Here is a 24847-nt window from a genome sequence, read left to right as displayed (position 1 = left end):
GTATAAACATTAATTTTATGCAAAGCGAGTTAATTTTTTTAACTTAAGGGGTTTGAAATTTTCAAAAATATGTACCTCATGACAAATAGGTGCAATTAATTATTGATATTCATAGTGCGATCTAATTGGACGCCTATTTGAATATAGAGAAATTTAATATTAACTACTAGGAGGAATTTAAATGAGTTTATATTTAGTAGAATCAACAATTAATGAAGTATCTTCAAAAGAGGCATTTTCGGCATTAGTAGATAAAGTGCATGCAACAAAAAATGTAGGGGTTATCGAAGTACAAGTAGCGAAGGATTTTTCACGTGGCTATTTTATTATTGAAGCAACGGAAGAAGAAACAGCGAAAGAAGCTTTACAATCACAAGGTGTTTCCATCGACTTAATTAAGGAAGTTCGTTTAATCGGTAAAGAATTAGATGAAGTAAAAGCTGGCGGCGAGCAAGTAAATTATTTAGTTGAGTGGGAAATTCCTGCTGAAATTACAATGGAAAAATATTTGGAACGCAAAAAGAAAAACTCTGTAAAGTATGAAGAAGTACCTGATGTAAAATTCTCTCGTACGTATGTATGTGAAGATATGACAAAGTGCTTATGCTTCTATGATGCACCAGACGAAGCAGCTGTAAAACGTGCACGTGAAGCAGTACAAACACCGATTACATCGTTAACGGAATTATCGGACTAAAAGGAAAGGATGCGGAGAGAATGGCATTGAACAAACAATTATTAGCGCAAATCATCGAGGAGAAATTAAAACCTTTAGTAAAGAAAGTCGATGAGCAGGCACATTATGCAGAAAGCTATATTTTAGCATTAGGCGAGGCTGGATTTTTCCAATCGGCAAATAAAGATCAATCGAGTTTATTAGTAGATGAAGCGACAGTTGTCCGTGAAACAGCAAAAGTATGTATGACGACAGCATTTTGTGTTTGGTGCCATCTAGCCGCATTAACTTACTTAAGAAATAGTGATAATCCATTTTTGAAAAATGATGTGTTGCCTCAATTAGAAAATGGCGTAAAGTTAGGGGCAACAGGATTATCAAATGCAATGAAATACTATTCTGGTTTGGAGAAGCTTCATTTAACTGCCGAAAAGACAGAAGCAGGTTATATTATTAACGGGACATTACCAGCTGTTTCGAATTTAGGGAAGCGCCATTATTTTGGTGCGATTGCTACAATTGATACACGGGAAGTGATGGTGCTCGTTTCAACAAATGCATCAGGTTTGGAAATGACCGAACGACTTGGGTTTATCGGGGTAAATGGAAGTGCAACGTATACTTGTAAATTTGAGAATGTCCTTATTCCAAATGATTTTGTTATATCGGAGGATGCAAAGGCATTTTGCGATATTATACGACCGACATTCATTTACTACCAAGTTCCGCTTGGTGCCGGGGTTATAGCTGCAGCAGCTGATGGCATAGAGAAAGTAAAAGCAAAGCAAAACGGCTGTAATGACTTTTTGAAAGTACAGGCAACTGAACTACGTAGCCATCATGAAAGAATTGAAGCGGAATTAACTCAATTAGCAAGCGATTTAACACTAAAAGATGTAGTAAATACGCGTTTACAGGCAGTCCATGATACATTAGCTGCAGTGCAGGCAAATATGATTCATAATGGTGCAGCGGGCTATGTAGCTGGTAGCGTACCTTCCCGCAAACTGCGTGAAGCATACTTCTTTGCAAATTTAACGCCAACTGTCCGCCATTTAGAAAAAATAAAATCAAATTTTACTTAAGTAAAAAGGGGCTATCCAGTTAGCCCCCTTTTTTAGTTTAGTTTTCTTTTCGATACTCCAACAAATCCCCAGGCTGACAATCAAGCGCTTCACAAATTGCTTCTAATGTAGAAATGCGGATGGCCTTTGCTTTGCCATTTTTTAAAATAGATATATTCGCCATTGTAATGCCGACCCGTTCAGAAAGTTCGGTCACGCTCATTTTCCTTTTCGCCAGCATAACATCTATATTAATAATAATCGTCATCTTTTCACCTCATATCGTTAAATCATTTTCAGCTTTAAACACTAGCGCATGTGTTAACAACTTTTGTAGAACAGCTGCAAACACAGCGATGACGATTGATGCAAAAATGATAATAAGTGAAAATAACATGATTCCGGGTGCATCATCTATATCTGCAATACGAAATAAAAACGGTAAATCTACAATAAACAATACACTGATTGCAATCGCACAGCGCTTGATTTTTTTTAAAGCTTCTACCGATAAATTGGAAAAAGCAAGCTGTTGATCAATATAGCTTAATAATTTTGTCGTTTGGAAAAGAGCAATAAAATAAGGTATTGCAGAGAGATACATAACAGCTACCATTGGAATGAACAATAAAAAGGCCTTCGTTTTTGGAACGAAAATCAAATCATAAGCTAAATACGATAACACTGCAGCAATCGGTAAACCAATTATAACGACGGCAACCTTTAAAAATATAGTTTCACGCTTCATAAATTCCACCTCGCTATTTTAAATTTATATTGATAATAAGATTATATTTATCGATTTACAATAAATATGTATTGAAAGGTGAATATTTTTTCTATGAATTGCTTGGAGCTAGTATTTCGATGTGGTACATGAGAAAATGAACTAAAAAGAAAAAGGGGGATCAGCATGGATATTAAACTTTCGGAAAATCAGATAAAAGATCTATGCGGGACCGTTTCTTTTAAAAAAGGACAGACTTTTTATCAAACAGGGAAAGTAAATTTCCTGCAATATACGGATATTTTCGGAGAAGCGGTTGTGAAAAGTACAGAACAATTCATTGTCCGTGTGGAAAAAGAGACTACTGGTAAGTTTAAAACCTCCTGTAGCTGCCCGACATTAGAGGGCTACAGTAAAAGCTGTCAACATGTTGCGGCGGTGCTTATTGCTATTTTAAATCGTAATAAAAAAACATCTCCTTCTTCGCATACGATTCCTATTGAGCAGAATTTAGATTTTGAAAATAGCTTTCTTTCTATTTTCAAAGAGCCAAAAGTACAAACGAGTCGTCAGCAACGCCATTTTGAAAAGCGAGAAATAATGGATGTGCACTTTTCGCTGACACCAGTCCAATCTATAGAAGGTGACACACTTTTTGCTATCCAGCTCCAAGTAAATGGGGAACGGGTGTTATCTATTCGTGATTTTTTAACACATATTAAAAATAAAAAATCATATCGGATTTCAGAAAGAACGGTTTATAACTTTGAGCGATTCTGCTTCGAAACACAGCACGATGCTATGATACAGCTCCTTATCAAAATAGTAGAAGACGATGCATTATATATAGAAACTACGCAAAATAAGCCAATCCATTTTAAAGAACATCTATTGGTCATTCCGCCATCATCATGGCATCACCTTGCTTCATTACTCTCGGAAATAAAAGATGTTTCAGTCAATTATCAAAATGAAAGCTATATTGGGATTAAACTTTTAGCTCGACCTACAGCGCTTCATTTTTTCATCAATGAAAAAGGTGAGCATTATGAGCTTACTATAGAAGGAATTGAACGAACGGTCTTACTACGTAGTTATCACTTAGTACTGTTTGATGGAGAAATGACACAAATTAGCGATGAAAGTATGACGCAACTATTGGAATTAAAGAAAATACTTCAACAGCAATCCAAGTTAATAATCGAGCAATCACATTGGAACTACTTTTTAGAGCAGATTATTCCGAAGTTGAAAAAGATCGGTAACGTTACAATGGATAGAGCCCTTTCATTACAGCAAATGCAAACACCATTAGTTGCTAATGTTTATTTAGATCGTGTGAATAATCGCTTTCTTGCAGGTTTGGAGTTTCAATATGGGCAGTTTGTTATTCAACCATTAAGTGAATATGACATATCGGATGAAGTGCTAATTATTCGAGATATTGAAAAGGAGTCAACTATTTTAGCGTTGATGGATGAAAGTGGATTTACGAAAACAGATGGCGGTTACTATATGCAAAATGAGGAGCTCGAATATAATTTTTTATTTCACCAACTTCCGAAATTAACAAAGCTCGCTCAAATTTATGCAACAAATTCTGTTAAATTACGTATTGCAAAGGAAAATAACTTCCCTAAAATTCGAGTAAATGTACAAAAAGAACGGACAAATTGGCTTGAATTTAAATTTGAAATGGATGGGGTTTCGAATAAGCAGATAAAAGAAATTTTAGCGGCTATTAAAGTGAAGCAAAAATATTACCGACTGAAAGATGGAGCATTGCTGTCATTGGAAACGAGGGAAATAGAAGAAATTCAGCGCTTTTTAAGAGCCATACCAGCACAAGATGATGAATACGAATTAACGTTTAACATGCCGATTTTAGATAGCTTGCCGTTTTTGGAGCAATTTGAAGAGAGTACAATTTTTGAAGCGGAACAATCGTTTAAAGAATTTACCGGACAATTGTTAAATCCAGCATCACTAACGTTCGAAGTTCCGCCAAGTCTACAATCTATTCTTAGAGATTATCAAAAGCATGGTTACAATTGGTTAAAATTACTTTCCAATTATGGATTTGGCGGTGTACTTGCAGATGATATGGGACTTGGCAAAACGATTCAAAGTATTGCGTTTATCTTGTCCGAATTAGAAATAGTCCGTGCGAATAAACAACCTGTATTAATCGTTTGTCCATCATCACTTTCTTACAATTGGCTATATGAGTTCATGCAATTTGCTCCAGAAGTTGAAGCAATTGTTGTGGATGGGGATGTGTCAGAGAGAAGGGCCCTACTGCGATCAATGGAAGAACAAGATGTTGTAATTACAACATATCCGTTATTGCGACGTGATATATCATTTTATGAACGACAACATTTCCATACGGTATTTTTTGATGAGGCACAGGCATTTAAAAATCCGGTAACTCAAACGGCACGTACAGTCAAAAAAATTAACGCGACCAACCGTTTTGCCTTAACGGGTACACCAATTGAAAATTCCTTGTCCGAATTATGGTCAATCTATCGCGTTGTTTTTCCTCAGCTATTCCGGGAGCTAGAAGAGTTCCGACATATGCAACGGAAAGATATTGCACGTAGAGTTCGACCGTTTTTGTTGCGCCGTATGAAAGAACAGGTGCTGAACGAGCTTCCTCAAAAAGAGGAAATAATCGAAAAAACGGAACTTTTTCCCGAGCAAAAAGCGTTATATGCAGCGTATTTGGCAAAGTTACGGGTGGATACAATGAAACATTTAGACAAAGAGACGTTTCATAAAAATCGTATTCGAATTTTGGCGGGCATAACCCGACTACGGCAAATTTGCTGTCACCCGGCCCTATTTGTCGAAGGTTATAAAGGAAGTTCTGCAAAATTTGAGCAGTTGTTTCACCTGTTGGAGCAATCGAAAGCATCAGGTCGCCGTGTGCTAATATTTTCGCAGTTTACGCAAATGCTGAAAATGATTGCAACTGAGCTATCCAAGCGTGGGGAATCGTATTTTTACCTGGATGGTCAAACTCCATCAGAGGAGCGTGTAACTCTTTGCAATGCTTTTAATAATGGAGAGCGCGATTTGTTTTTAATTTCGTTAAAAGCAGGAGGAACAGGGTTGAATTTAACAGGGGCAGATACCGTGATTTTATATGATTTATGGTGGAACCCGGCAGTAGAGGAACAAGCAGCTGACCGTGCGCATCGAATGGGACAAAAGGAAGTTGTACAAGTTATCAAACTTATTACAAATGGGACGATAGAGGAAAAGATGAGTGAACTTCAGCAAAAAAAGAAACTGCTCATTTCCGATATTTTGGATGGAGATGACCAGTCTAACAGTAGATTAACCGAGCAAGACATCCGTGAAATTTTAATGATTTAACTTTTTGCATATGTTCACGTAAGAGGAGCTTTTAAAAGTAAGTTCGCATCGTGCATAATTTAAAAAGGTTATGAGGACATTAATTAGCCTCATAACCTTTTTTCCTATTTGATAGGTGTACGTACAATTAATACATCACAAGTTGCATGTCGGACGATTGCTTCAGTACTGGAGCCCATGAACATTTGCTCCATTGCATTTAAACCTGTTGCACCACAAATAATAATATCTGCAGGCGCATGTTCTGAAAGCTTTTTGGATAAAACATTTTTCGGAGTACCTTTAGTTAAAATCTTATTAACATTTACAATGCCAGCTTCTTTTGCTTCTAATTCATAGCGGTCCAATAACACTTCACCGTGCTTACGGACTAATTCGACCATATTATCATAAAGCATATCAAAAGATGCGGAAAAGCTTGTATCGATTACGTGGATGATATGTAAAGTCGAGCCAATATTACGTTTTGCTACATCAATTGATTTTTGAAAAGCGAGTTCGCCTAACTCAGAGCCATCTACTGCCACAACGATATTTTGATAATGATTTGCCATACGGAATTCCTCCTTTATCAATATGATAAATTATATCAAATAAATAGATTTCGGTATAATGATGGCGCCAAAATATTGTATAAAAAAGGATAAATGTGTCCAGCAAAAAGCAGTTTCTCTCCACATTTCCAACTGTTTACGAGTGTTTAATCGGAAGGATCTTTAAAACTTTTTGAATACGGAAAGCAAAGAATCCTGCAAAAATAGCTAGAATAATATCTTTTGGCATCGGTGGAATCATCCATAACCAAGCCAGTTTGTAGGAAAATCCTTCTGGCGCCGCTGCCCATAATGTATAAGCAAAATACATCCAAGTTGTTCCTAGAATATAATTAATAGCCATCGCTATAACTGCCGCAATAATATAGGCAAGTCTAGTTTTGTATGTTTCAGCGATTTTACCGGCAATATAGGCACTAACGATAAATGTAACAATAAAACCGAATGTCGGTAGCAAAATTGCTGAGAAGCCACCTGTAAATTTTGAAAACACCGGTGCACCAGCAAGTCCAATAGCCATGTATACAGTACAAGCAATGGCTCCTTTTTTAGATCCTAGAACTAATCCTGCTAAAATAGCAAAAAAAGTTTGTAATGTAATTGGTACACCACCCACTGTTAAGAAGGGTGCAAATGATGTTATGTTTGCACCAATCATAATTAATGTTGCAAACAAAGCACTGTAAATTAAATCTACTGTTTTAAAGGTTTGTGTTTTGTGAACGGTTTCCATTTTCTAACCCCTTTGTTAACTAGAATATTTTTTCGGTTAACGTAAATATAAAATGTAAAACGAGTTGTGTCAACTAAAATTTATTTTTGGTTAACTAAAATGAGACTAGATTACAGTTTTCGTTTTAAAAGACCGGATTTTGGTTAACTAATCTTAAAAGGTTTATAATAAATGTATCAACTAAAAGAAATGAGGCGAAAAACAATGACAGAAAAAGAAGACAATTTTGGTTTTCGTTTTGATAATAGTTATATGAATTTGCCACAAATGTTTTATACCGAGATAGCGGCAAATAAAGTTACTGCACCAGCGATTGTCCTTTTTAATCGTACGCTAGCAGATAGAATGGATTTAGATGCAAATGAATTAAAAGAGCAAGGGGCGGCAATTTTAGCCGGACATGAAATGCCTTCAGGGGCAGCGCAAATTGCCCAAGCATATGCGGGACATCAATTTGGCCATTTCAATATGTTAGGAGATGGACGAGCACTATTAATTGGCGAGCATATTACAAAAGATGGGGAACGCTATGATATTCAATTAAAAGGCTCAGGGCGCACACCGTATTCACGAGGGGGAGACGGAAGAGCGGCATTAGGTCCAATGTTGAGAGAATTTATTATTAGCGAAGCGATGCATGCACTTTCAATTCCTACCACACGTAGCTTAGCGATTGCTGCAACAGGGGATGTTATTTATCGTGAAAAGGCACTTGATGGTGCTGTTTTAACCCGTATAGCGGCTAGTCATTTGCGCGTCGGTACATTTCAATATGCAGCTCAATTTGGAGAATTGTCTGACGTAAAAGCATTAGCGGATTATGCGATAGACCGGCACTATCCTAAGATTCGTAAAGTAGATAATCCTTATATTGCATTATTAGAAACTGTATTAGAAAAGCAAGCGGCACTAATTGCAAAATGGCAAAGTGTTGGCTTTATTCACGGTGTAATGAATACGGATAACATGACAATAAGCGGTGAAACAATAGATTATGGTCCATGTGCTTTTATGGATACGTATGACACATCTACTGTATTTAGTTCAATTGATACTCAAGGACGTTATGCTTATGGTAACCAACCTGCAATTGCTGCTTGGAATTTAACACGATTTGCAGAAAGTTTATTGCCAATAATTCATGAGGATGAAGAAGAGGCGGTTCGTTTAGCACAAGGTATTCTAGAAAAATTCCCTTCTGTTTATGAAGTACATTATTATAGTGAAATGCGTGAAAAGCTCGGACTTCTCTATCCGGGTGATCAGGATGAACAGCTTATTAACGATTTGCTTCAGTTAATGGAATACAATGAAGCGGACTATACGAATACGTTTCGTTCATTGGCAGAGGGAGAACGACCAAACAATAAATTATTCCAATCAGAACAGTTCAAACAATGGGAAAAAGCCTGGTTCGAGCGTATTGATCAACAGGACATGACAAAAGAAGAAACTTTACAGGTGATGAAATCGGTTAATCCTTCCGTAATTCCAAGAAATCATTTAGTAGAACAAGCTATAGAAGAATTTATTGCAGGCAATCCTTCAATGTTTGCCGAAATGCTTCAAGTCTTATCAAATCCCTATGATACAAATGAACAGTTTTCAAAATATACACAGCCGCCAACAGATGAAGAACCACCATTTGTCAGTTATTGCGGCACATAAAAATCGAGCGCGGTACAACGTTAAAGTTGAAACCGTGCTCTTTTTTTGTATCATAATTAGCCTTGAAGAAATTATTATGGAAGATTTTGAACAATTTTTTAAAAAGCAAACGTCTAAGTTGTAGAATTGAAAAGAGGTGAGTGGTCGGTGGAGGAAATTGTAGAACAATATGGAGAATATTTATATCATTTTAGCTATTTATACGTAAAGGATCGTCAAATTGCAGAGGAAATTACACAGGACGTCTTAATGAAGTTTCTATTACATAAAGAAAATTTCCGTAGTGAAGCTTCACTGAAAACCTATTTAACTCGTATAGCGATTAATTGTTGTCATGATGAGCTACGCAAACAAAAGAGAAAAGCACTTCTAACAAAATTAATACCAATCCGTAAAAATGTACCTTCAAGTGAACAAGCATATTTAGAGATAGAAGCTTTCACAACATTAAAACAACATATTTTCGCCTTGCCTGTTCATTATCGTGAGGTCATTATTTTATTTTACTATGAGGAATTTGAGGTATCAGAAATTGCTGATTTACTCATGGTTTCACAAAATACCGTTCGTACAAGAATTCGTCGGGCGAGAGAGCTTTTAAAAAATGATCAGGAATTGGAGGCGCTATTTTATGAAGGAATTTAAAAATCAGCTGAAGCGGGAATTGCAGCAGGATGCACCTTATACAACTGAGCTCAAGCAGCGATTGTTACAGACGAAGCGAAAGCCGAAAAAACGCAATTGGCAAGTACTATCGGTTTCTGTTGCAATGTGCTGTTTAATTGGAATGATAGTATATGCTCAGTTCGCCCCACAGCAAATTGTCCAGACAGCGAATGAAGGGAATCCACTATTGCCAATTATTAAGGATGTTAATGCGTTAGAGGTGATTAAACCCAAAACCGCGTATCTACTAGGTGAACAATGGATGCTGCATGGCTTTCGGATGGTGATAGATGAAGAGGCCAAAATTACATATGGAGATTATGTAGCATATTACGGTCCTGAGGGAATCGTTGTATCAACAGTGCTCGGTTTAGCGAATGATTCGGTGACAATGGATGAAGGGCAAATTCGAGTAAATGGTACGATATTAACTGTCCGAGGGCTTGGAAAGAAAATAGGGGAGGCAGAACAGAAAGATCCCTTTAAAAACCCATATTATTTTTATGAGTGGGGTATACAATTCACACCTTTTGCCAATGAAACGGTAGATACTGCTAAGGACGAGCTGCTTGTTTACAATAAAGAAGACCATCAGCAATTATTAAAAATTAAGGATGCTCAACTAGCAGGCAAGGTGACTGCTATTTATGCTCCAGATGAATTAGCGCTTACATTGACACCTGAAGAACAAGCTGTTTATGAGGCATTTAAAACGGATTATGATTTGGAACGCTTGCGTGGTATTTCACCCATTGCGATTACAAAAATGTTTTTATTAAGTGAAAGTGAACAAGATTATGAAACATATGAAGCCCTTTTTACAAATGTTGAAAATAAACACACTATTGAAGTAAAGCAGTATTATGAAACAACAAAAGCTGTGCGTCAACAGTTATATACACCAGAACTAAATCGTTTAATGATTGCAAGTGGCTTTAATGGTATAGAAAAGGCAACCTTTGAAGTACGCTCAGAAACAGAAGGCTGGGTTGTTTATACTGGGGAAAATGGATTACCTGCAGAAGTGAGAATGGAAAAAAATGAGCAAGGTATATGGCAGCCATCGTTTAGTCGGCCTATTTATATTCCGCTTGAATAAAGAAAAAAGCAGAAACGCAATAAAACGTTTCTGCTTTTTCTTATGATAAACGACCTTTATAATCTTCAAACTGGAATGAACGAATAACTTTTATTCCTAGTTCATCATTGTAAGTGCAAATACTCGGCAAATTCACACCGTTGAACATATGTGTTTTCACCATCGTATAGTGCGCCATATCTGTAAAGACGATTTTGTCGCCTGCCTGAAGTGGCTCATCGAATGAGTAATCTCCAATAATATCGCCGGCTAAGCATGTCATACCACCTAAGCGGTACGTATATGCTTTTTCGTTTGGTTGACCAGAACCGATAATATGTGCGCGGTATGGCATCTCAAGCGTATCCGGCATATGACAAGTAGCAGAAGAGTCTACAATTGCAAGCTCCATACCGTTATGAACGATATCAAGCACTGTTGCTACTAAATAACCTGTATTCAGTGCAATGGCTTCACCTGGCTCTATAATTACTTTTACGTCGTATGTTTCCTGAATACGATTAATTAACGACACTAATAGTTCTACGTTATAACCTGGTTTTGTAATATGATGACCACCACCGAAGTTAATCCATTTCATCTGGTGTAAGTACTTTCCGTATTTTTCTTCAAAATGAACTAAAATACGTTCCAGCACTTCCGCACCTTGCTCACACATAGCGTGGAAATGAATACCCTCCACACCGTCTAGCTCATCTGGCTTGAATGATTCAAACGGGATACCTAAACGTGAATTAATGTAGCATGGATCATAAAGTGGTGTTTCCACCTCTGAATAGCCCGGGTTTACACGTAAGCCGATTGAAATATTTTTCTCGTGATTCAACACTTTATCTTTATATTTATTTAACTGATCAAAAGAGTTAAATACAATATGGTCGACATATGTTAAATATTCATCAATTTCATGTTCTGCATAAGCAGGGGCATAAGCATGTACTTCCTTACCGAATTCTTCATAGCCAAGACGTGCCTCGAATAATGAAGAAGACGTAATGCCAGCTAAATAATTGCGCGCCATCGGAAATGTTGACCACATTGAAAACCCTTTAAGTGCAAGTAAAATATCACAATTTGTACGATCTTGTACAGATTTTAATAGCTTTAAATTGCGCTCGAGTAATCGCTCGTCAACTACGAATGCCGGAGACGGAGCCTGTGACCAATCGATGCCCGTTTCTTCTGCTAAAGCTTCCTCCATAATAGGCTTCTTCATTTTTACATCAGCCATTATTTTGTTACTCCGTTAGAAGTGAATTCTAAGTCGATTAATTCAGGATTTTCAGTTTCGTGCCATGGTAAGCCCCATTTGTTTAAAGCGTCCATGAATGGATCTGGATTGAAGTCTTCCACATTCCATACACCTGGTTTTTGCCATTCGCCGTTCATTACAAGCATAGCGCCTATCATTGCCGGTACACCAGTTGTGTAAGAAATCGCCTGTGAGCCAACTTCTCTGTAGCATTCTTGGTGATCACATACATTGTATACATAGTAAGTTTTTTCTTTACCGTCTTTAATACCGCGAACGATACAGCCGATGTTTGTTTTACCTTTTGTAAGAGGTCCAAGTGTTGCTGGATCTGGTAAAACAGCTTTTAAAAATTGGATTGGCTGAATCATTTGTCCTTGGAATTCGATTGGCTCAATTGAAGTCATACCTACATTTTCTAGAACGTTTAAATGTGTTAAGTATTTTTCGCCAAACGTCATCCAGAAGCGGATTTGTTTTAAACCTTTAATGTTTTTCGCTAAAGATTCTAATTCTTCATGGTATAGAAGGTAGCAATCTTTTTCACCGATTTCCGGTAAGTTATAAACTGTTTTATATTCTAAAGGCTCCGTTTCAACCCACTCGCCATCTTTCCAGAAACGACCGTTCGCAGTAATTTCGCGAATGTTGATTTCCGGGTTGAAGTTTGTTGCGAATGGAAGTCCGTGGTCTCCACCATTAGCATCAACGATATCGATGTAATGAATTTCATCGAAATGATGCTTTTGTGCATGCGCTGTGAATACGCCTGTTACACCTGGGTCAAAACCTGAACCTAGAAGCGCAGTAATGCCTGCTTCTTCAAAACGTTCTTTATACGCCCATTGCCATTTATATTCGAATTTAGCAGTATCTAAAGGCTCGTAGTTTGCTGTATCTACATAATGAGTCTTAGTTGCTAAACATGCATCCATAATAGTTAAGTCTTGATATGGTAAAGCTACATTGATCACCACATCTGGATTAAATCCATTGATTAAGTCAATTAGTTCCTCGGTGTTATCTGCATCCACTTGTGCTGTATGAATAATCGTTTTTCCACCATCTAATTTTTCTTTTAAAGCATCACATTTAGACTTTGTTCGACTTGCGATCATAATCTCTTCGAATACTTCTGAGTTTTGTACACATTTATGTACGACAACGCTAGCTACACCGCCAGCTCCAATAATCAATGCTTTACCCAATTTCTTGTCACGCTCCCAATCTATAATTTAATTGTGTTTCAATTTGAAACAAGATTGATTATATAGAATAGTACGTGACTTAGCAATTATGTTCTCGTATTTTTTTACAAGTTTTAGAGATAATTATAAAAACATGCAAAACATAGTTGTTTTACATGTTAATGAGAAGAATTAATCATTTCAAGCAATAGATAATAATAGCGTAAATTAGCTTTAGTATGCTGAAGGATTTCATAGTAGGAATAACTTTTGAACAGGAACAGGCAAGAGATGAAGACGCAACTCAAATAGAGTGGGTGTTTTAAGCGCTTTGGTTTAATTAGTATGAATGTTACTGTCAAAACGATTGTAAATAATATAAAGCAACTATAAAAGATTAATGGTAGAACGTTACTTGTAGCCTGTTCAATCAAGCTTCTGAACTGCAACAAGGCTTCAGCAGATTTTTCACTTTCTTTAATCTGCAGAAATTGATCTTCAAACTGAATGTTCCAAAAAATTTTATCGTTTTGTTCTATTATTTCATATTGGTATTGAAGTGCATGCCCTTTTTCACCGGTTGCTGCTTCACTTGAAGCGGAAATAAGAAAGGAACTGAATAGGATAATGGCTAAGACTCGCAACGTTAAAGTCATGATACACCTCTTATTGAATGATTTACTAAATAAAGGTAATTATACTATGATAAAAAAGTAAAGCAAGATGAAAAAACCTAGTGAAATTTGATTTCACTAGGTAATAGACTATTTAACTGTTTGCTTTTGAAGAACAGTATCGCGGTTTGTAACGGCATCAACTGCTTCATATATTGTACTTTCGAAATGGTTCACTTGCAGGGATGTGATACCTTGAATTGTCGTTCCACCTGGAGAGCATACTTGATCGATTAATTGCCATGGGTGGGAGTCAGATTGTAATACCATTTTAGCACTACCCAATACAGAACTTGCTGCAATTTTAAGTGCCATATCTTTTGGCATACCTTCGCGGACAGCAGCACGTGCCAACGAATCAATGTACAGGTAAGTAAAGGCCGGGGAGGCGCAACCAATCGTAGTAAATATTGAAAATAATTCTTCAGGAAGTTCATCAATCGTTCCTACTGTAGCAAACAGCTTTTCAACAATAGCTTTTTGTTCGTCATTTCCTATGAGTGTTGAAAAACAGCTTGTAGATGCGCCAATAGTTGAATTTATATTAGGCATGACACGGAAAATAGGTGTCTGTGCCCCAAGCTCACGATGTAAATAGTCAAGTGATTTTCCGGCAGCAATCGAAATAACAATATGATTGCTCTTTAAATTTTGTTGAATTGCTGGAATTACTTGATCAAACATTTGAGGTTTTACTGCAATAATAACGACATCTACTTGTGACATGAGATGCTCTATTGAATCTGCAGTTTGGATCCCATATTGGCTGATGAGTGCCTCTGTTTTTTCGATGCTACGATTAATCCCATATACATCTGTAGGATTAAATTGTCCACTTGTAATCATTCCATTAATAATCGCGTATGCCATGTTTCCAAGACCGATAAATCCGAATTTCATAAATATATCCCACTTTCATTCATTAAAAATATGCATAGCGCTTAGTATACAGCACTGAAAGTTCAATGCAAATAGAACGTATTATCAGCTAAAAAGATTAAAAAAATTCACCATCTTTCTATTTAAGGAAGATGGTGAATGCTATGTACTCTATTATTTTATAAAAAATATGCGTTTTTAATCCCGACAGGCCAGTCGACTAGTTGATCATTGTCGGCTTTTACTTCCAAGACTAATATTTCATTTTCGATCGCTTCTAATAGCCACTCACTGTATAATAACAACGGCTTATCATTTGTTACTAACTTTTTTAGTTCATTATTTGTGATCGTTAAAATTTCGTATTCACAGGTAAGGTGTATGTGCTGAGGTAAAACCGTGATGGATCCAATTTTAATCGTCCCTGGAATTGTTCCTTCGATTTCAATAATATAAGTAGTTACGCTTTGTCCTTTATAATCAACAATCGTTTCCGTTATGAAATCAAATTTTACTGGATACTCTACATCGTTTACAATTGCTGTACTTCGACTTACTACACTAATCGGCAGCTTTTCCAATGAATTTTCGAACCGATTTTTAAACTGTAGCAGTACATTTTCCGATAGTACTACCATAATAGACACTCCTTTTATGAATAGTGGATGTTTTTTACTACGATTATTTACTAAGTAGAATGGGAATATTGAATTAGAGCCTTAAATAATAGCAAGAATTTCAAAAATACTAGTACTTAGTATATAACTTTTTTTAGTATTGTAAATTAATATAAGTATAAATTTTGTGAACATATTGTTGAAATATGGTAACAACGTTAAAATAAGTGCAATTGATAAAGGATGCGAAGATTACCTTTGTCATCAATGGAGTGATTACGATGAAAGAAAACAGTAACAACACAAACAAAAGAAAAGTAATTTTATTTCCGGGTACAGTAGATCGACTATTTAATGAAGCGAAACATTTAGCCGAGACGTTCCATTATAAAGAAGCGAATGAATTATTTGAGCAAGCATTGCTATTAGGAGAAGGGGATGAATTATCACTTAGTGTTTTTGCCTATTCTTTATATGAAGTAAAAAATTTTGAAAGGGCAAAACAAATATGTGAAGAACTATTGGCAATTGGTCCAAGTATGTATTTTGAAGTGATGGAACTTTACTTAACAATTTGTATGCAATTGCGCCAATTTAAACAAGTGGAGAAAATTATTGAATCATTGTTTGATGAAGAGTTAATACCAGAGCATGAAGTCGAAAAGTTTGAGCGTTTAAAAAACTTAAATGCGCATATAGCAGAAAACCAGGAATCTCAGTTACAGTCTCCTCCATTAGTCGATATTGAAGAGAATTTTGAAATTATCGCAAGTGAGTTCCTGAAGTTATCTGTACAAGAACAGCTAATGTTGATAAATGAGCTGCCTGAAATGAATATTCGCCCATATATAACAGAAATTAAAGCCATTATTGAAACAGAAAATGTGCACCCATTTATTCAAAGTTTGCTGCTTATTTTGCTGGTAGAACAGGAAGTTAATCTGGAGTTGAATATAGCTAAATTCAACATGACAAGGAAGATTAACCCTTCTGAATTACCTTTGCCAACAAAAATGCCTCAATATGAAGAAATTGCAGCGATTATAACGGAAGAACTATTACAAGAGCCCTCTACACTGGAGTTTGTACAGCAGTTAATGGCTAAGCATGCCATTGTCCTTTATCCGTTCGAATGGACCATTTTCCGAAGCGAGGATGTTGCACTAAGTTATATTGAATTTGTTAAATCCATGTTTGGCAAAACCGTGGAAATAAATGGTGAAATAGCGGGGTTTTTACAGAACATAGAAAAAATATCAGATTTACAAGAGTAGTGAAAAAAGTTGAAACATTGTTCATCTATGTTATACTAAAATGGTTGTCAAACAATATATATGACGAGTTTGTTTATTCAAACGAATGTTAACTTTGGAGGTAATATATATGTCAGTAAAATGGGAAAAACAAGAAGGTAACGAAGGTTTATTAACTGTTACTGTAGAAGCAGCAGAAGTTGATAAAGCTTTAGACCAAGCTTTTAAAAAAGTAGTAAAACAAATTAACGTACCTGGTTTCCGTAAAGGAAAAATGCCTCGTAATGTATTCGAAAAAATGTACGGTGTAGAAGCTCTTTACCAAGATGCTTTAGAAATCGTTATCAACTCTTCATACCCAGTTGCTTTAGATGAAGCTGGTATTGAGCCGGTTGATTACCCAGAAATCGCTGGTACAGAAAACTTCGCTAAAGGTACTGATTTCACTTACACTGCAACAGTAACTGTGAAACCAGAACCAAAATTAGGCGAATATAAAGGTTTAGAAGTAACTAAACAAGCTACAGAAGTAACTGACGAAGAAGTTCAATCTTTAATCGATGCTCAATTAGCTAAAAAAGCTGAACTTGAAATCAAAGAAGATGAAGCAATCGTTGAAGGCGATACTGCTGTTATCGATTTCGAAGGTTTCGTAGGCGAAGAAGCATTTGAAGGTGGTAAAGGTGAAGATTACGCATTAGAAATCGGTTCTGGATCATTCATTCCAGGTTTCGAAGAGCAATTAGTAGGCGCTAAAACTGGCGAAACTAAAGATGTTGTAGTTACTTTCCCTGAAGAGTACCATGCTGCTGAATTAGCTGGTAAAGAAGCGAAATTCGTAGTAACAGTTAAAGAAGTAAAAACTAAAGTATTACCTGACTTAACAGATGAGTTCGCAAAAGAAATGGACCCAGAAGTTGAAACAGTAGAAGCTTTACGTACAAAGTTAAAAGAAACTACTTTAGCTAACAAAGAAGCTGATTCAGAAGCATCATTACGTGATGAACTTGTAGAAAAAGCAGCTGCTAATGCAGAAGTTGAAATTCCACAAGGTATGATCAACACAGAAGTAGACCGTATGGTACAAGAGTTCGGTCAACGCTTACAAATGCAAGGTATGAACCTAGATTTATACTACCAATTCTCTGGTCAAGACGAAGAAGCATTACGCACTCAAATGGCTGAAGAAGCTGCAAACCGTGTACGTGTAACATTAGTGTTAGAAGCAATCGGTCAAGCAGAAAATATTGAAGTAACTGAAGAAGACATCAATGTTGAGCTTGAAAAAATGGCTGCACAATTTGGTATGTCAAATGACCAAATTTTAACTGCTTTAGGCGGAACAAAAGTTCTTGAGAACGATATCCGTACACAAAAAACAGTTGAATTCCTAGTTGAAAACGCTAAAATTACTAACTAATTTATTTAATTGATATAATTTATTAAATCGTACTTTGTTTAATAACCATGGCTAACTATTAACATTGTCGATTATTATTAGTTTAATCGCTGGGCTACCGTCTTTCATATATGAGTTAGCTAGTAATAAATAAATTAAATCAAAATTTTAACAAGGTGCGGTTTTTCCGTGCCTTGTTTTATCACTTAAAAATTAAAAAGATAATATAGGTTAAATTATTTGTGATTTGAATACATACATATAATTGTTAGGGTATTTGAATATTTGTGGAGAAAAAGATACAATAAAATCCAATGAATGTTGAAGCACTAACGTGAAATTCATAAGACATAAATTAAGACAGTAACAATATGCAATCAATTTATTTGATAAAACAACTAGAATCTTGTAAGATTGTTGCTTGAATAGGGGTGAACCAAATTGTTTAAATTTAATGATGAAAAAGGCAATTTAAAATGCTCTTTTTGTGGTAAGCCACAAGAACAAGTTCGTAAACTGGTTGCAGGACCAGGCGTATATATTTGTGACGAATGTATCGAGCTTTGCTCAGAGATCGTAGTAGAAGAACTAGGAATCGAAGAGGAAATTGAGTTCAAAGATATTCCGAAGCCTAAAGAAATTTTAAATATATTAGGTGAATATGTTATCGGACAAGAACGGGCAAAAAAAGCTTTGGCAGTTGCTGTTTATAATCACTATAAACGTATTAATTCAAATTCGAAAATTGACGATGTTGAATTATCGAAATCAAATATTGTTTTAATCGGCCCAACTGGTAGCGGTAAAACTTTACTTGCTCAAACATTGGCACGTATTTTAAATGTACCATTCGCGATTGCTGACGCAACTAGCTTAACTGAAGCAGGTTATGTTGGTGAGGATGTTGAAAATATTCTTTTAAAATTAATCCAAGCTGCTGATTATGATATTGAGCGTGCCGAAAAAGGGATTATTTATATTGACGAGATTGATAAAGTGGCTCGTAAATCTGAAAATCCTTCAATTACACGCGATGTATCTGGTGAAGGTGTACAACAAGCTTTACTTAAAATTCTAGAAGGTACTGTAGCTAGCGTTCCTCCACAAGGCGGTCGTAAGCATCCACACCAAGAGTTTTTACAAATTGATACATCAAACATTCTTTTCATTGTTGGTGGAGCGTTTGACGGAATCGAGACGATTATTAAACGTCGTCAAGGTGAGAAAGTAATCGGATTTGCTTCTACTATAAATAACGGTGTTGATGAAGATGCTTCTATTATGTCCCAATTAATTCCGGAAGACTTATTGAAATTTGGACTTATTCCAGAATTTATTGGTCGTTTACCAGTATTGGCAACGTTAGAGCAGTTAAATGTAGATGCGTTAGTTCAAATTTTAACAGAGCCTAAAAACGCTTTGGCAAAACAATATCAAAAAATGCTAGAACTGGATAATGTTGAGCTTGAGTTTGAAGATGAGGCATTAGTTGAAATTGCAAAATTAGCGATCGAACGTAAAACAGGTGCTCGTGGACTTCGTTCTATTATCGAAGTAACAATGCTGGACGTTATGTTTGAATTACCTTCACGTGAAGACATTAAAAAATGTGTCATCACGGCAGAGACAATTCGTGATAAAGCAGAGCCAAAATTAATTTTGGATGATGGTTCAGTATTGAAAAAAGATGATAACGAAAAAACCTCAGCATAATTTTTGCTGAATGTTTCCAATTATGTAGCTGACTTAGACTTCTTAAGCAAGTCCAAAGTCAGCTTTTTCTTACAAAAAGGATATACATATTGGTTGGATGAAAATTTTATGAATAGCTGACACATACTTATAATGCGGGTTGTTTTTAAGATTTGGATGGAGGTGAATACCCGCGTGACAAAAAAATTATCAAATATGCCAGTTTTACCGTTAAGAGGACTTCTTGTCTACCCAACAATGGTTTTACATATTGATGTTGGTAGAGAACGTTCCATTGCTGCACTTGAACATGCGATGCTTGGAGACAGTACAATCTTTTTAGTAACTCAAAAGGATTTACGTGTTGATTCACCCGTAAAATCAGATCTTTATAAAATGGGTACTTTAGCGAAAGTTAAACAAATGCTAAAGCTTCCAAACGGCACATTACGCATATTGGTTGAAGGTTTAAACCGTGCGGAGATGGTAAGTTACAAAGATGCTGAAAAATTTGCAATTGCAGATTTAGAAATATTTGAAGACGATCAATTTAAAGATTCCGAAACAGAAGCTTTAATGCGTACAGTTCTATCTTATTTCGAAAAATATGCAAAATCATCAAATAAAATTACAACTGAAACAATCGAATCTGTTCTCGATATTGAAGAACCAGGTCGATTAGCGGATGTAATTGCCTCTCATTTACCATTTAAAATTAATGAGAAGCAGGAAGTGTTAGACATCACTAACATTAAGAAACGTTTAGACCACTTAATGATTCGTCTACATGATGAGCAGGAGATTTTAAATCTCGAGAAAAAAATCAGTACAAAAGTGAAGCAAGCGATGGAGCGCACGCAAAAAGAATATTATTTACGTGAGCAAATGAAAGCAATTCAAACAGAGCTTGGTGATCGTGAAGGGAAAACAGGGGAAGTTGCCGACCTTCGCAAAAAAATTGATAGCTCAGGCATGCCTGATTCCACATTAAAAGTGGCGTTAAAAGAGCTTGATCGTTATGAAAAATTGCCTGCTGCAAGTGCAGAAAGTGGTGTTATTCGTAACTATCTGGAATGGCTTGTTTCAATACCTTGGACAGAGAAAACGGAAGACCGTATAGATATTGCTCACGCTGAAGAAGTTTTAAATCGTGATCACGACGGTTTAGAAAAAGTAAAAGAGCGTGTTTTGGAATATTTATCAGTCCGTCAGTTAATGAATTCATTACGCGGTCCTATTCTTTGTTTAGCAGGACCTCCAGGTGTTGGTAAAACAAGTTTGGCACGTTCCATTGCAGAGAGCTTGGATCGTAAATTTGTCCGAGTTTCACTTGGTGGTGTACGTGATGAATCGGAAATTCGCGGTCACCGTCGTACGTATGTAGGTGCTATGCCAGGCCGTATTATTCAAGGAATGAAAAAAGCAGGTACAACAAATCCTGTATTCTTACTTGATGAAATTGATAAAATGTCAAACGATTTCCGTGGAGATCCTTCTGCTGCTATGTTGGAAGTTCTGGATCCAGAGCAGAACAATACATTTAGTGATCACTTCATTGAAGAGCCATATAACTTGCAAGATGTACTGTTCATTGCAACAGCAAATGATTTAAGCACAATACCTGGCCCACTTCTTGATCGTATGGAAATTATTAATATTGCCGGATATACGGAGTATGAAAAAATTGAAATTACGAAAAACCATTTAATTCCGAAACAAACGAAGGAACATGGTTTAAAGAAAGCGCAATTAGTTATAAAAGACGAAGCAATTACGGATTTGATTCGTTATTATACACGTGAAGCAGGAGTTCGTGGATTAGAGCGACAAGTAGCAACTGTTTGTCGTAAAGCTGCAAAAATCATTGTTTCAGGTGAAAAGAAAAAAGTGACTGTTAGCTCCAAAGTATTAGTGGATATGCTTGGCAAACATCGCTTCCGTTACGGACAAGCAGAGCTTGAAAATCAAGTAGGTGTTGCAACAGGTCTTGCTTACACTACTGTTGGCGGAGATACTTTACAAATTGAGGTTTCATTAACACCTGGTAAAGGAAAACTAATCCTAACAGGGAAGCTTGGAGATGTAATGAAGGAATCCGCACAAATTGCACTATCATTTGTCCGTACATTAACAGATAATTTAGGACTTGATTCAGATTATTTTGATCAACATGATATTCACGTCCATGTTCCAGAAGGCGCAGTGCCAAAGGATGGTCCTTCAGCTGGTATAACGATGACAACAGCCATCGTTTCAGCTATAACTGGAAAAGCAATTAAACGCGAAATTGGGATGACAGGGGAAGTAACTTTAAGAGGTCGGGTATTACCAATCGGTGGCCTAAAGGAAAAATCTTTAAGTGCTCACCGTGCAGGATTAACGACGATTATTATCCCGAAAGACAATGAGCGTGATATTGATGATATTCCAGAAACAATTCGTGAGCAACTCACATTTAAACTAGTGTCACAGGCGGAAGAAGTTCTTGCTCTTGCACTAGATGGAGGTTTTAAAAAGTAATGAAAGTCCATAACGTTGAAATGATCGGCAGTTTTGTCCGACCAGAACAGTTCCCGGAAGACGGGCTACCTGAATTTGCGTTAGCGGGTCGTTCAAATGTCGGCAAATCTTCGTTTATTAATCGTATGATTGGCCGTAAAGCAATGGCACGTATTTCGTCAAAACCTGGTAAAACGCAACAGTTGAATTTCTATAAAATTGAAGAGCAACTTTATTATGTTGACGTTCCAGGATACGGCTATGCAAAAGTTTCAAAATCAGAACGTGCAGCATGGGGAAAAATGATTGAAAAATATTTCATGGGACGCGACCAATTAAGAGCCGTTGTATTAATTATTGATATTCGTCACAATCCCACTAATGATGACTGTATGATGTATGATTTCTTAAAGCATTATAATATTCCTGTTATCGTAGTAGCGACAAAGGCTGACAAAATCCCGAAAGGTAAATGGGATAAGCATAAAAAGCATGTGCGAGAAACGTTGCAAATGGATAAACAGGATCCATTAATCGTGTTTTCTTCAGAGAAAGGTCTTGGCTTCGAAGAGGCCTGGGCTGAAATTGAATCGCGTATGTAATTAAATTAGAACAACTTCGATTAAATTCGGAGTTGTTCTTTTTTGTTTGTAAATTTTTAAAAGTCAAACAACCCTTTGCTTTAATTAAAAGGTTAACCTTCATCAAAATTATAATAATTACTTGATATTAATATGGATTTGTCGATAAAAATTGTAGGAGGTGCTACATATGGATATCGCAGCTTTAGCAATCTCGATGAAACAAGTAGATTTAATGCAAAATGTTTCAATAGCTGTTACAAAACAATCGATGGAATTTCAAGAACAAAGCATAGAACAATTAATAGAAGTAACGAATGTATCTCACCCAACTCTAGGTCATACAATTGATATCTCTATTTAATTAATTAAGACTTACGATGCAAATACCTAGGTAATTTGGTAAACTTAAATAGTTAATGCAGTATTATTTGTAAATTTATACAAATTAAAGGGTTGTGAATTGGAAGAAATGAGGTTAAGTAAGACTATTTGAAATAAAAATTATGGGAAGTAATGAATGAGGAGGAGAAACAATTGCTTAAAAAAATAGTAACACTGTTGACAGCAATTACACTTGCTTTAGCAATTCTACCGCTAGGTCAACAAGCTGAAGCATCTACTACATATACCTTTATGAAAGCAAATTATAATGAAAATGAAGATAAGAATGGAACGGTGACGCGTACATTAAAAAGCGTCACTTTAAAAAATAGTTCTGGAAAAACAGCAACATTCAGCCTTTCAAATACAGGTAAATTCTATATTAATAATACGCTGACAAATATAGCTGGTTTTAAAGCGGGTATGAATGTCACGATTAAACTAAAATCAGGTAAGATCACTGAATTACGCGGTTCTACAAATGACGGGGATGGTTCAATTGTTGAAAATAGTAAACAAATATCAGGTGTAGTTACCCAAATCGATCCAAACGGTCTACAAGTCCGCGTAAAGGTAGATGGGGCATCGACGAAAACGTTTACTGTAACTAATAATACAGAAGTGTTTAAAGGGAAATCTTTTGTAGATATTAGTACCCTATATGTAGGGGACCGTGTACGTTTAAAATTTGCTACAGCCAATACATCTCGTATTGCCGAGATTAATATTATGAGTACAGCCAACATGGTTGCAGATTTATACAAAGCAAATTTAAATACGGTTAATACTAATAAAAATACAATAAATGTTCAAAATGCCCATACTTTATTGAATTGGCGTTTCGGAACTGGAAACATAAAAACAAAGGCTACTTTCAACTTTACTAATAATACAACCATTTATGCAGGGAATAAAAAAATATCAAAAAATCAATTGAAAAACTATAACAACAGCGATATTTATTTTGTAACAAAAGAACAGTTTAATAAAGAAGTTATCGATAAAATTATTGTATTAGCCAAAAATGAACGTACATTCTATCAACCAATTAATCGTGTGAATATTGGTGTAAATGTGCTGGAATTAAAAAATACACAGAAATTAAATTATCATAATGGATCGATTTTAATACGCAACGGTCGATTAGTAGAACCTGAAGGATTAATCGCATTGGATTTAGCACAAAAACCTATTTCTACAACAGCCTTTGTATTAACGGATGGTGGTGCGAAAAATGACTATGCGCATATTGTAAATGTTACAAATGATGCGTTTTTAGCGCCGAATTTATCAAAATACCAACTTTACTTTGGCCGAATTGATGTCGCAGATTTAGACGCATATGAAGTGGACTTATCTGATTTGCAACGTTTTGATAATCATTTCTGGAGTTCAGATAATCAAATTTCCCAATTTGGATACAGCAATTCTACAATTGCATCTGAACTGGATGGGACAAAGCAATTTAAAGTAATACCTGAATTGGACTTAGATTTATATGATAATTATACAAACTCGCCAAATCCTTATTATGCATACTTCTATGTAAAGGATGGACATATTCAAGGCATTCACTTTGTTCCAAATGAAAGATTGGCAACGTTAACTTTGACAGGACGAGTAAGCTCGGTGAATTTCAATACGAAAAAGATTTCAGTTATTAATAGTAGCCAGTGGGGGAACGACGGCCATTGGAACTTCCGATACGGTTCACTTACATTAGACTTATCCAAAGCAATGATTGTTAAAGATGGAAAAGTGGTTGATATTGAGGAAATTAATAAAGGAAGTCAAGTAACAGCTGTTGCACGTTCGACATCTGATGTGTATGTACTACTTATAAACTAAACTGATAAGGC

Annotated in this window: 22 protein-coding genes; 13 read left to right on the top strand and 9 right to left on the bottom strand. The window is 36.0% G+C overall.

Annotated features, from left to right (window positions below; translation table 11 throughout):
* The first annotated feature begins 181 nt into the window (after nt 1-181).
* Together MKY13_RS13305 and MKY13_RS13300 are read left to right on the top strand one after the other, a co-directional pair.
* Complete coding sequence (locus MKY13_RS13305) at nt 182-697, top strand: DUF4242 domain-containing protein (protein WP_191700395.1); 516 nt, start codon at nt 182-184, stop codon at nt 695-697.
* Nucleotides 698-717: 20 nt separating this feature from the next.
* Entirely contained in the window at nt 718-1761 is a 1044-nt protein-coding gene (locus MKY13_RS13300; protein ID WP_339213236.1) for an acyl-CoA dehydrogenase family protein, read from the top strand.
* Nucleotides 1762-1798: 37 nt separating this feature from the next.
* Here the strand turns inward: MKY13_RS13300 and MKY13_RS13295 are convergent, their stop codons facing one another.
* Nucleotides 1799-2008 (bottom strand): helix-turn-helix transcriptional regulator, encoded by a 210-nt coding sequence (locus MKY13_RS13295; RefSeq protein ID WP_191700393.1) that lies wholly within the window; start codon nt 2006-2008, stop codon nt 1799-1801.
* A 9-nt stretch (nt 2009-2017) separates the two neighbouring features.
* Complete coding sequence (locus MKY13_RS13290; RefSeq protein WP_339213234.1) at nt 2018-2488, bottom strand: DUF2975 domain-containing protein; 471 nt, start codon at nt 2486-2488, stop codon at nt 2018-2020.
* Nucleotides 2489-2653: 165 nt separating this feature from the next.
* On the opposite strand from MKY13_RS13290, the gene MKY13_RS13285 reads away from it, so the two are divergent.
* Complete coding sequence (locus MKY13_RS13285; RefSeq protein WP_339213232.1) at nt 2654-5851, top strand: DEAD/DEAH box helicase; 3198 nt, start codon at nt 2654-2656, stop codon at nt 5849-5851.
* Between the two features lie 104 nt (nt 5852-5955).
* Here MKY13_RS13285 and MKY13_RS13280 read toward each other — a convergent pair whose 3' ends face one another.
* Both MKY13_RS13280 and MKY13_RS13275 read right to left on the bottom strand, forming a co-directional pair.
* Nucleotides 5956-6405, bottom strand: coding sequence for a universal stress protein (locus tag MKY13_RS13280; protein WP_191700390.1), 450 nt, complete (start codon nt 6403-6405; stop codon nt 5956-5958).
* A gap of 136 nt (nt 6406-6541) precedes the next feature.
* Nucleotides 6542-7138, bottom strand: coding sequence for a biotin transporter BioY (locus MKY13_RS13275; RefSeq protein WP_191700389.1), 597 nt, complete (start codon nt 7136-7138; stop codon nt 6542-6544).
* Nucleotides 7139-7342: 204 nt separating this feature from the next.
* On the opposite strand from MKY13_RS13275, the gene MKY13_RS13270 reads away from it, so the two are divergent.
* The 3 genes from MKY13_RS13270 to MKY13_RS13260 all read left to right on the top strand — a co-directional run bounded on the left by MKY13_RS13270 (nt 7343) and on the right by MKY13_RS13260 (nt 10571).
* A complete protein-coding gene (locus MKY13_RS13270; RefSeq protein ID WP_339213228.1) occupies nt 7343-8806 on the top strand; it encodes a YdiU family protein in 1464 nt (487 codons plus the stop codon).
* A 147-nt stretch (nt 8807-8953) separates the two neighbouring features.
* Entirely contained in the window at nt 8954-9451 is a 498-nt protein-coding gene (locus MKY13_RS13265; protein WP_191700387.1) for a sigma-70 family RNA polymerase sigma factor, read from the top strand.
* Nucleotides 9438-10571, top strand: a complete 1134-nt coding sequence (locus tag MKY13_RS13260; protein WP_339213225.1) for a hypothetical protein — start codon at nt 9438-9440, stop codon at nt 10569-10571. The genes MKY13_RS13265 and MKY13_RS13260 overlap by 14 nt, the downstream gene beginning before the upstream one ends.
* Nucleotides 10572-10611: 40 nt before the next feature.
* Here MKY13_RS13260 and nspC read toward each other — a convergent pair whose 3' ends face one another.
* The 5 genes from nspC to MKY13_RS13235 form a co-directional block, all read right to left on the bottom strand.
* A complete protein-coding gene (gene nspC, locus MKY13_RS13255) occupies nt 10612-11802 on the bottom strand; it encodes a carboxynorspermidine decarboxylase (protein ID WP_339213223.1) in 1191 nt (396 codons plus the stop codon).
* Nucleotides 11802-13031 carry a saccharopine dehydrogenase family protein gene (locus tag MKY13_RS13250; protein WP_191700384.1) on the bottom strand — a complete coding sequence of 410 codons (1230 nt, stop codon included), beginning with the start codon at nt 13029-13031 and terminating at the stop codon, nt 11802-11804. Before MKY13_RS13250 ends, nspC begins: the two co-directional genes overlap by 1 nt.
* A 158-nt stretch (nt 13032-13189) precedes the next feature.
* Complete coding sequence (locus MKY13_RS13245; protein ID WP_339213221.1) at nt 13190-13666, bottom strand: hypothetical protein; 477 nt, start codon at nt 13664-13666, stop codon at nt 13190-13192.
* A gap of 108 nt (nt 13667-13774) precedes the next feature.
* The gene (proC, locus tag MKY13_RS13240; RefSeq protein ID WP_339213219.1) at nt 13775-14584 is read right to left on the bottom strand and encodes a pyrroline-5-carboxylate reductase; all 810 of its coding nucleotides are present in this window, start codon (nt 14582-14584) and stop codon (nt 13775-13777) included.
* Between the two features lie 158 nt (nt 14585-14742).
* Nucleotides 14743-15201, bottom strand: a complete 459-nt coding sequence (locus MKY13_RS13235) for a hypothetical protein (protein WP_339213217.1) — start codon at nt 15199-15201, stop codon at nt 14743-14745.
* 260 nt (nt 15202-15461) lie between these two features.
* Here MKY13_RS13235 and MKY13_RS13230 point away from each other — a divergent pair, with 260 nt between their 5' ends.
* From MKY13_RS13230 to MKY13_RS13200, 7 genes are all read left to right on the top strand, one after another.
* Nucleotides 15462-16454, top strand: coding sequence for a DUF3196 domain-containing protein (locus MKY13_RS13230; RefSeq protein ID WP_339216939.1), 993 nt, complete (start codon nt 15462-15464; stop codon nt 16452-16454).
* 109 nt (nt 16455-16563) lie between these two features.
* Nucleotides 16564-17853 (top strand): trigger factor, encoded by a 1290-nt coding sequence (tig, locus tag MKY13_RS13225; RefSeq protein WP_191700379.1) that lies wholly within the window; start codon nt 16564-16566, stop codon nt 17851-17853.
* A 420-nt stretch (nt 17854-18273) separates the two neighbouring features.
* Nucleotides 18274-19545, top strand: coding sequence for an ATP-dependent protease ATP-binding subunit ClpX (gene clpX / locus MKY13_RS13220; RefSeq protein ID WP_191700378.1), 1272 nt, complete (start codon nt 18274-18276; stop codon nt 19543-19545).
* Between the two features lie 156 nt (nt 19546-19701).
* On the top strand, nt 19702-22044 hold the full coding sequence (gene lon, locus MKY13_RS13215; protein ID WP_339213212.1) for an endopeptidase La: 2343 nt from the start codon (nt 19702-19704) through the stop codon (nt 22042-22044).
* Nucleotides 22044-22625, top strand: coding sequence for a ribosome biogenesis GTP-binding protein YihA/YsxC (gene yihA, locus MKY13_RS13210; RefSeq protein ID WP_191700376.1), 582 nt, complete (start codon nt 22044-22046; stop codon nt 22623-22625). Before lon ends, yihA begins: the two co-directional genes overlap by 1 nt.
* Before the next feature lie 169 nt (nt 22626-22794).
* A complete protein-coding gene (locus MKY13_RS13205; protein ID WP_339213209.1) occupies nt 22795-22968 on the top strand; it encodes a YjfB family protein in 174 nt (57 codons plus the stop codon).
* A 173-nt stretch (nt 22969-23141) separates the two neighbouring features.
* The gene (locus tag MKY13_RS13200) at nt 23142-24836 is read left to right on the top strand and encodes a phosphate ABC transporter ATPase (RefSeq protein ID WP_339213207.1); all 1695 of its coding nucleotides are present in this window, start codon (nt 23142-23144) and stop codon (nt 24834-24836) included.
* Nucleotides 24837-24847 lie beyond the last annotated feature (11 nt).

This window comes from Solibacillus sp. FSL W8-0372, assembly GCF_037969735.1.
GTDB classification, from domain to species: Bacteria; Bacillota; Bacilli; order Bacillales_A; family Planococcaceae; genus Solibacillus; species Solibacillus faecavium.
This window is presented reverse-complemented; position numbering and strand designations above follow the sequence as displayed.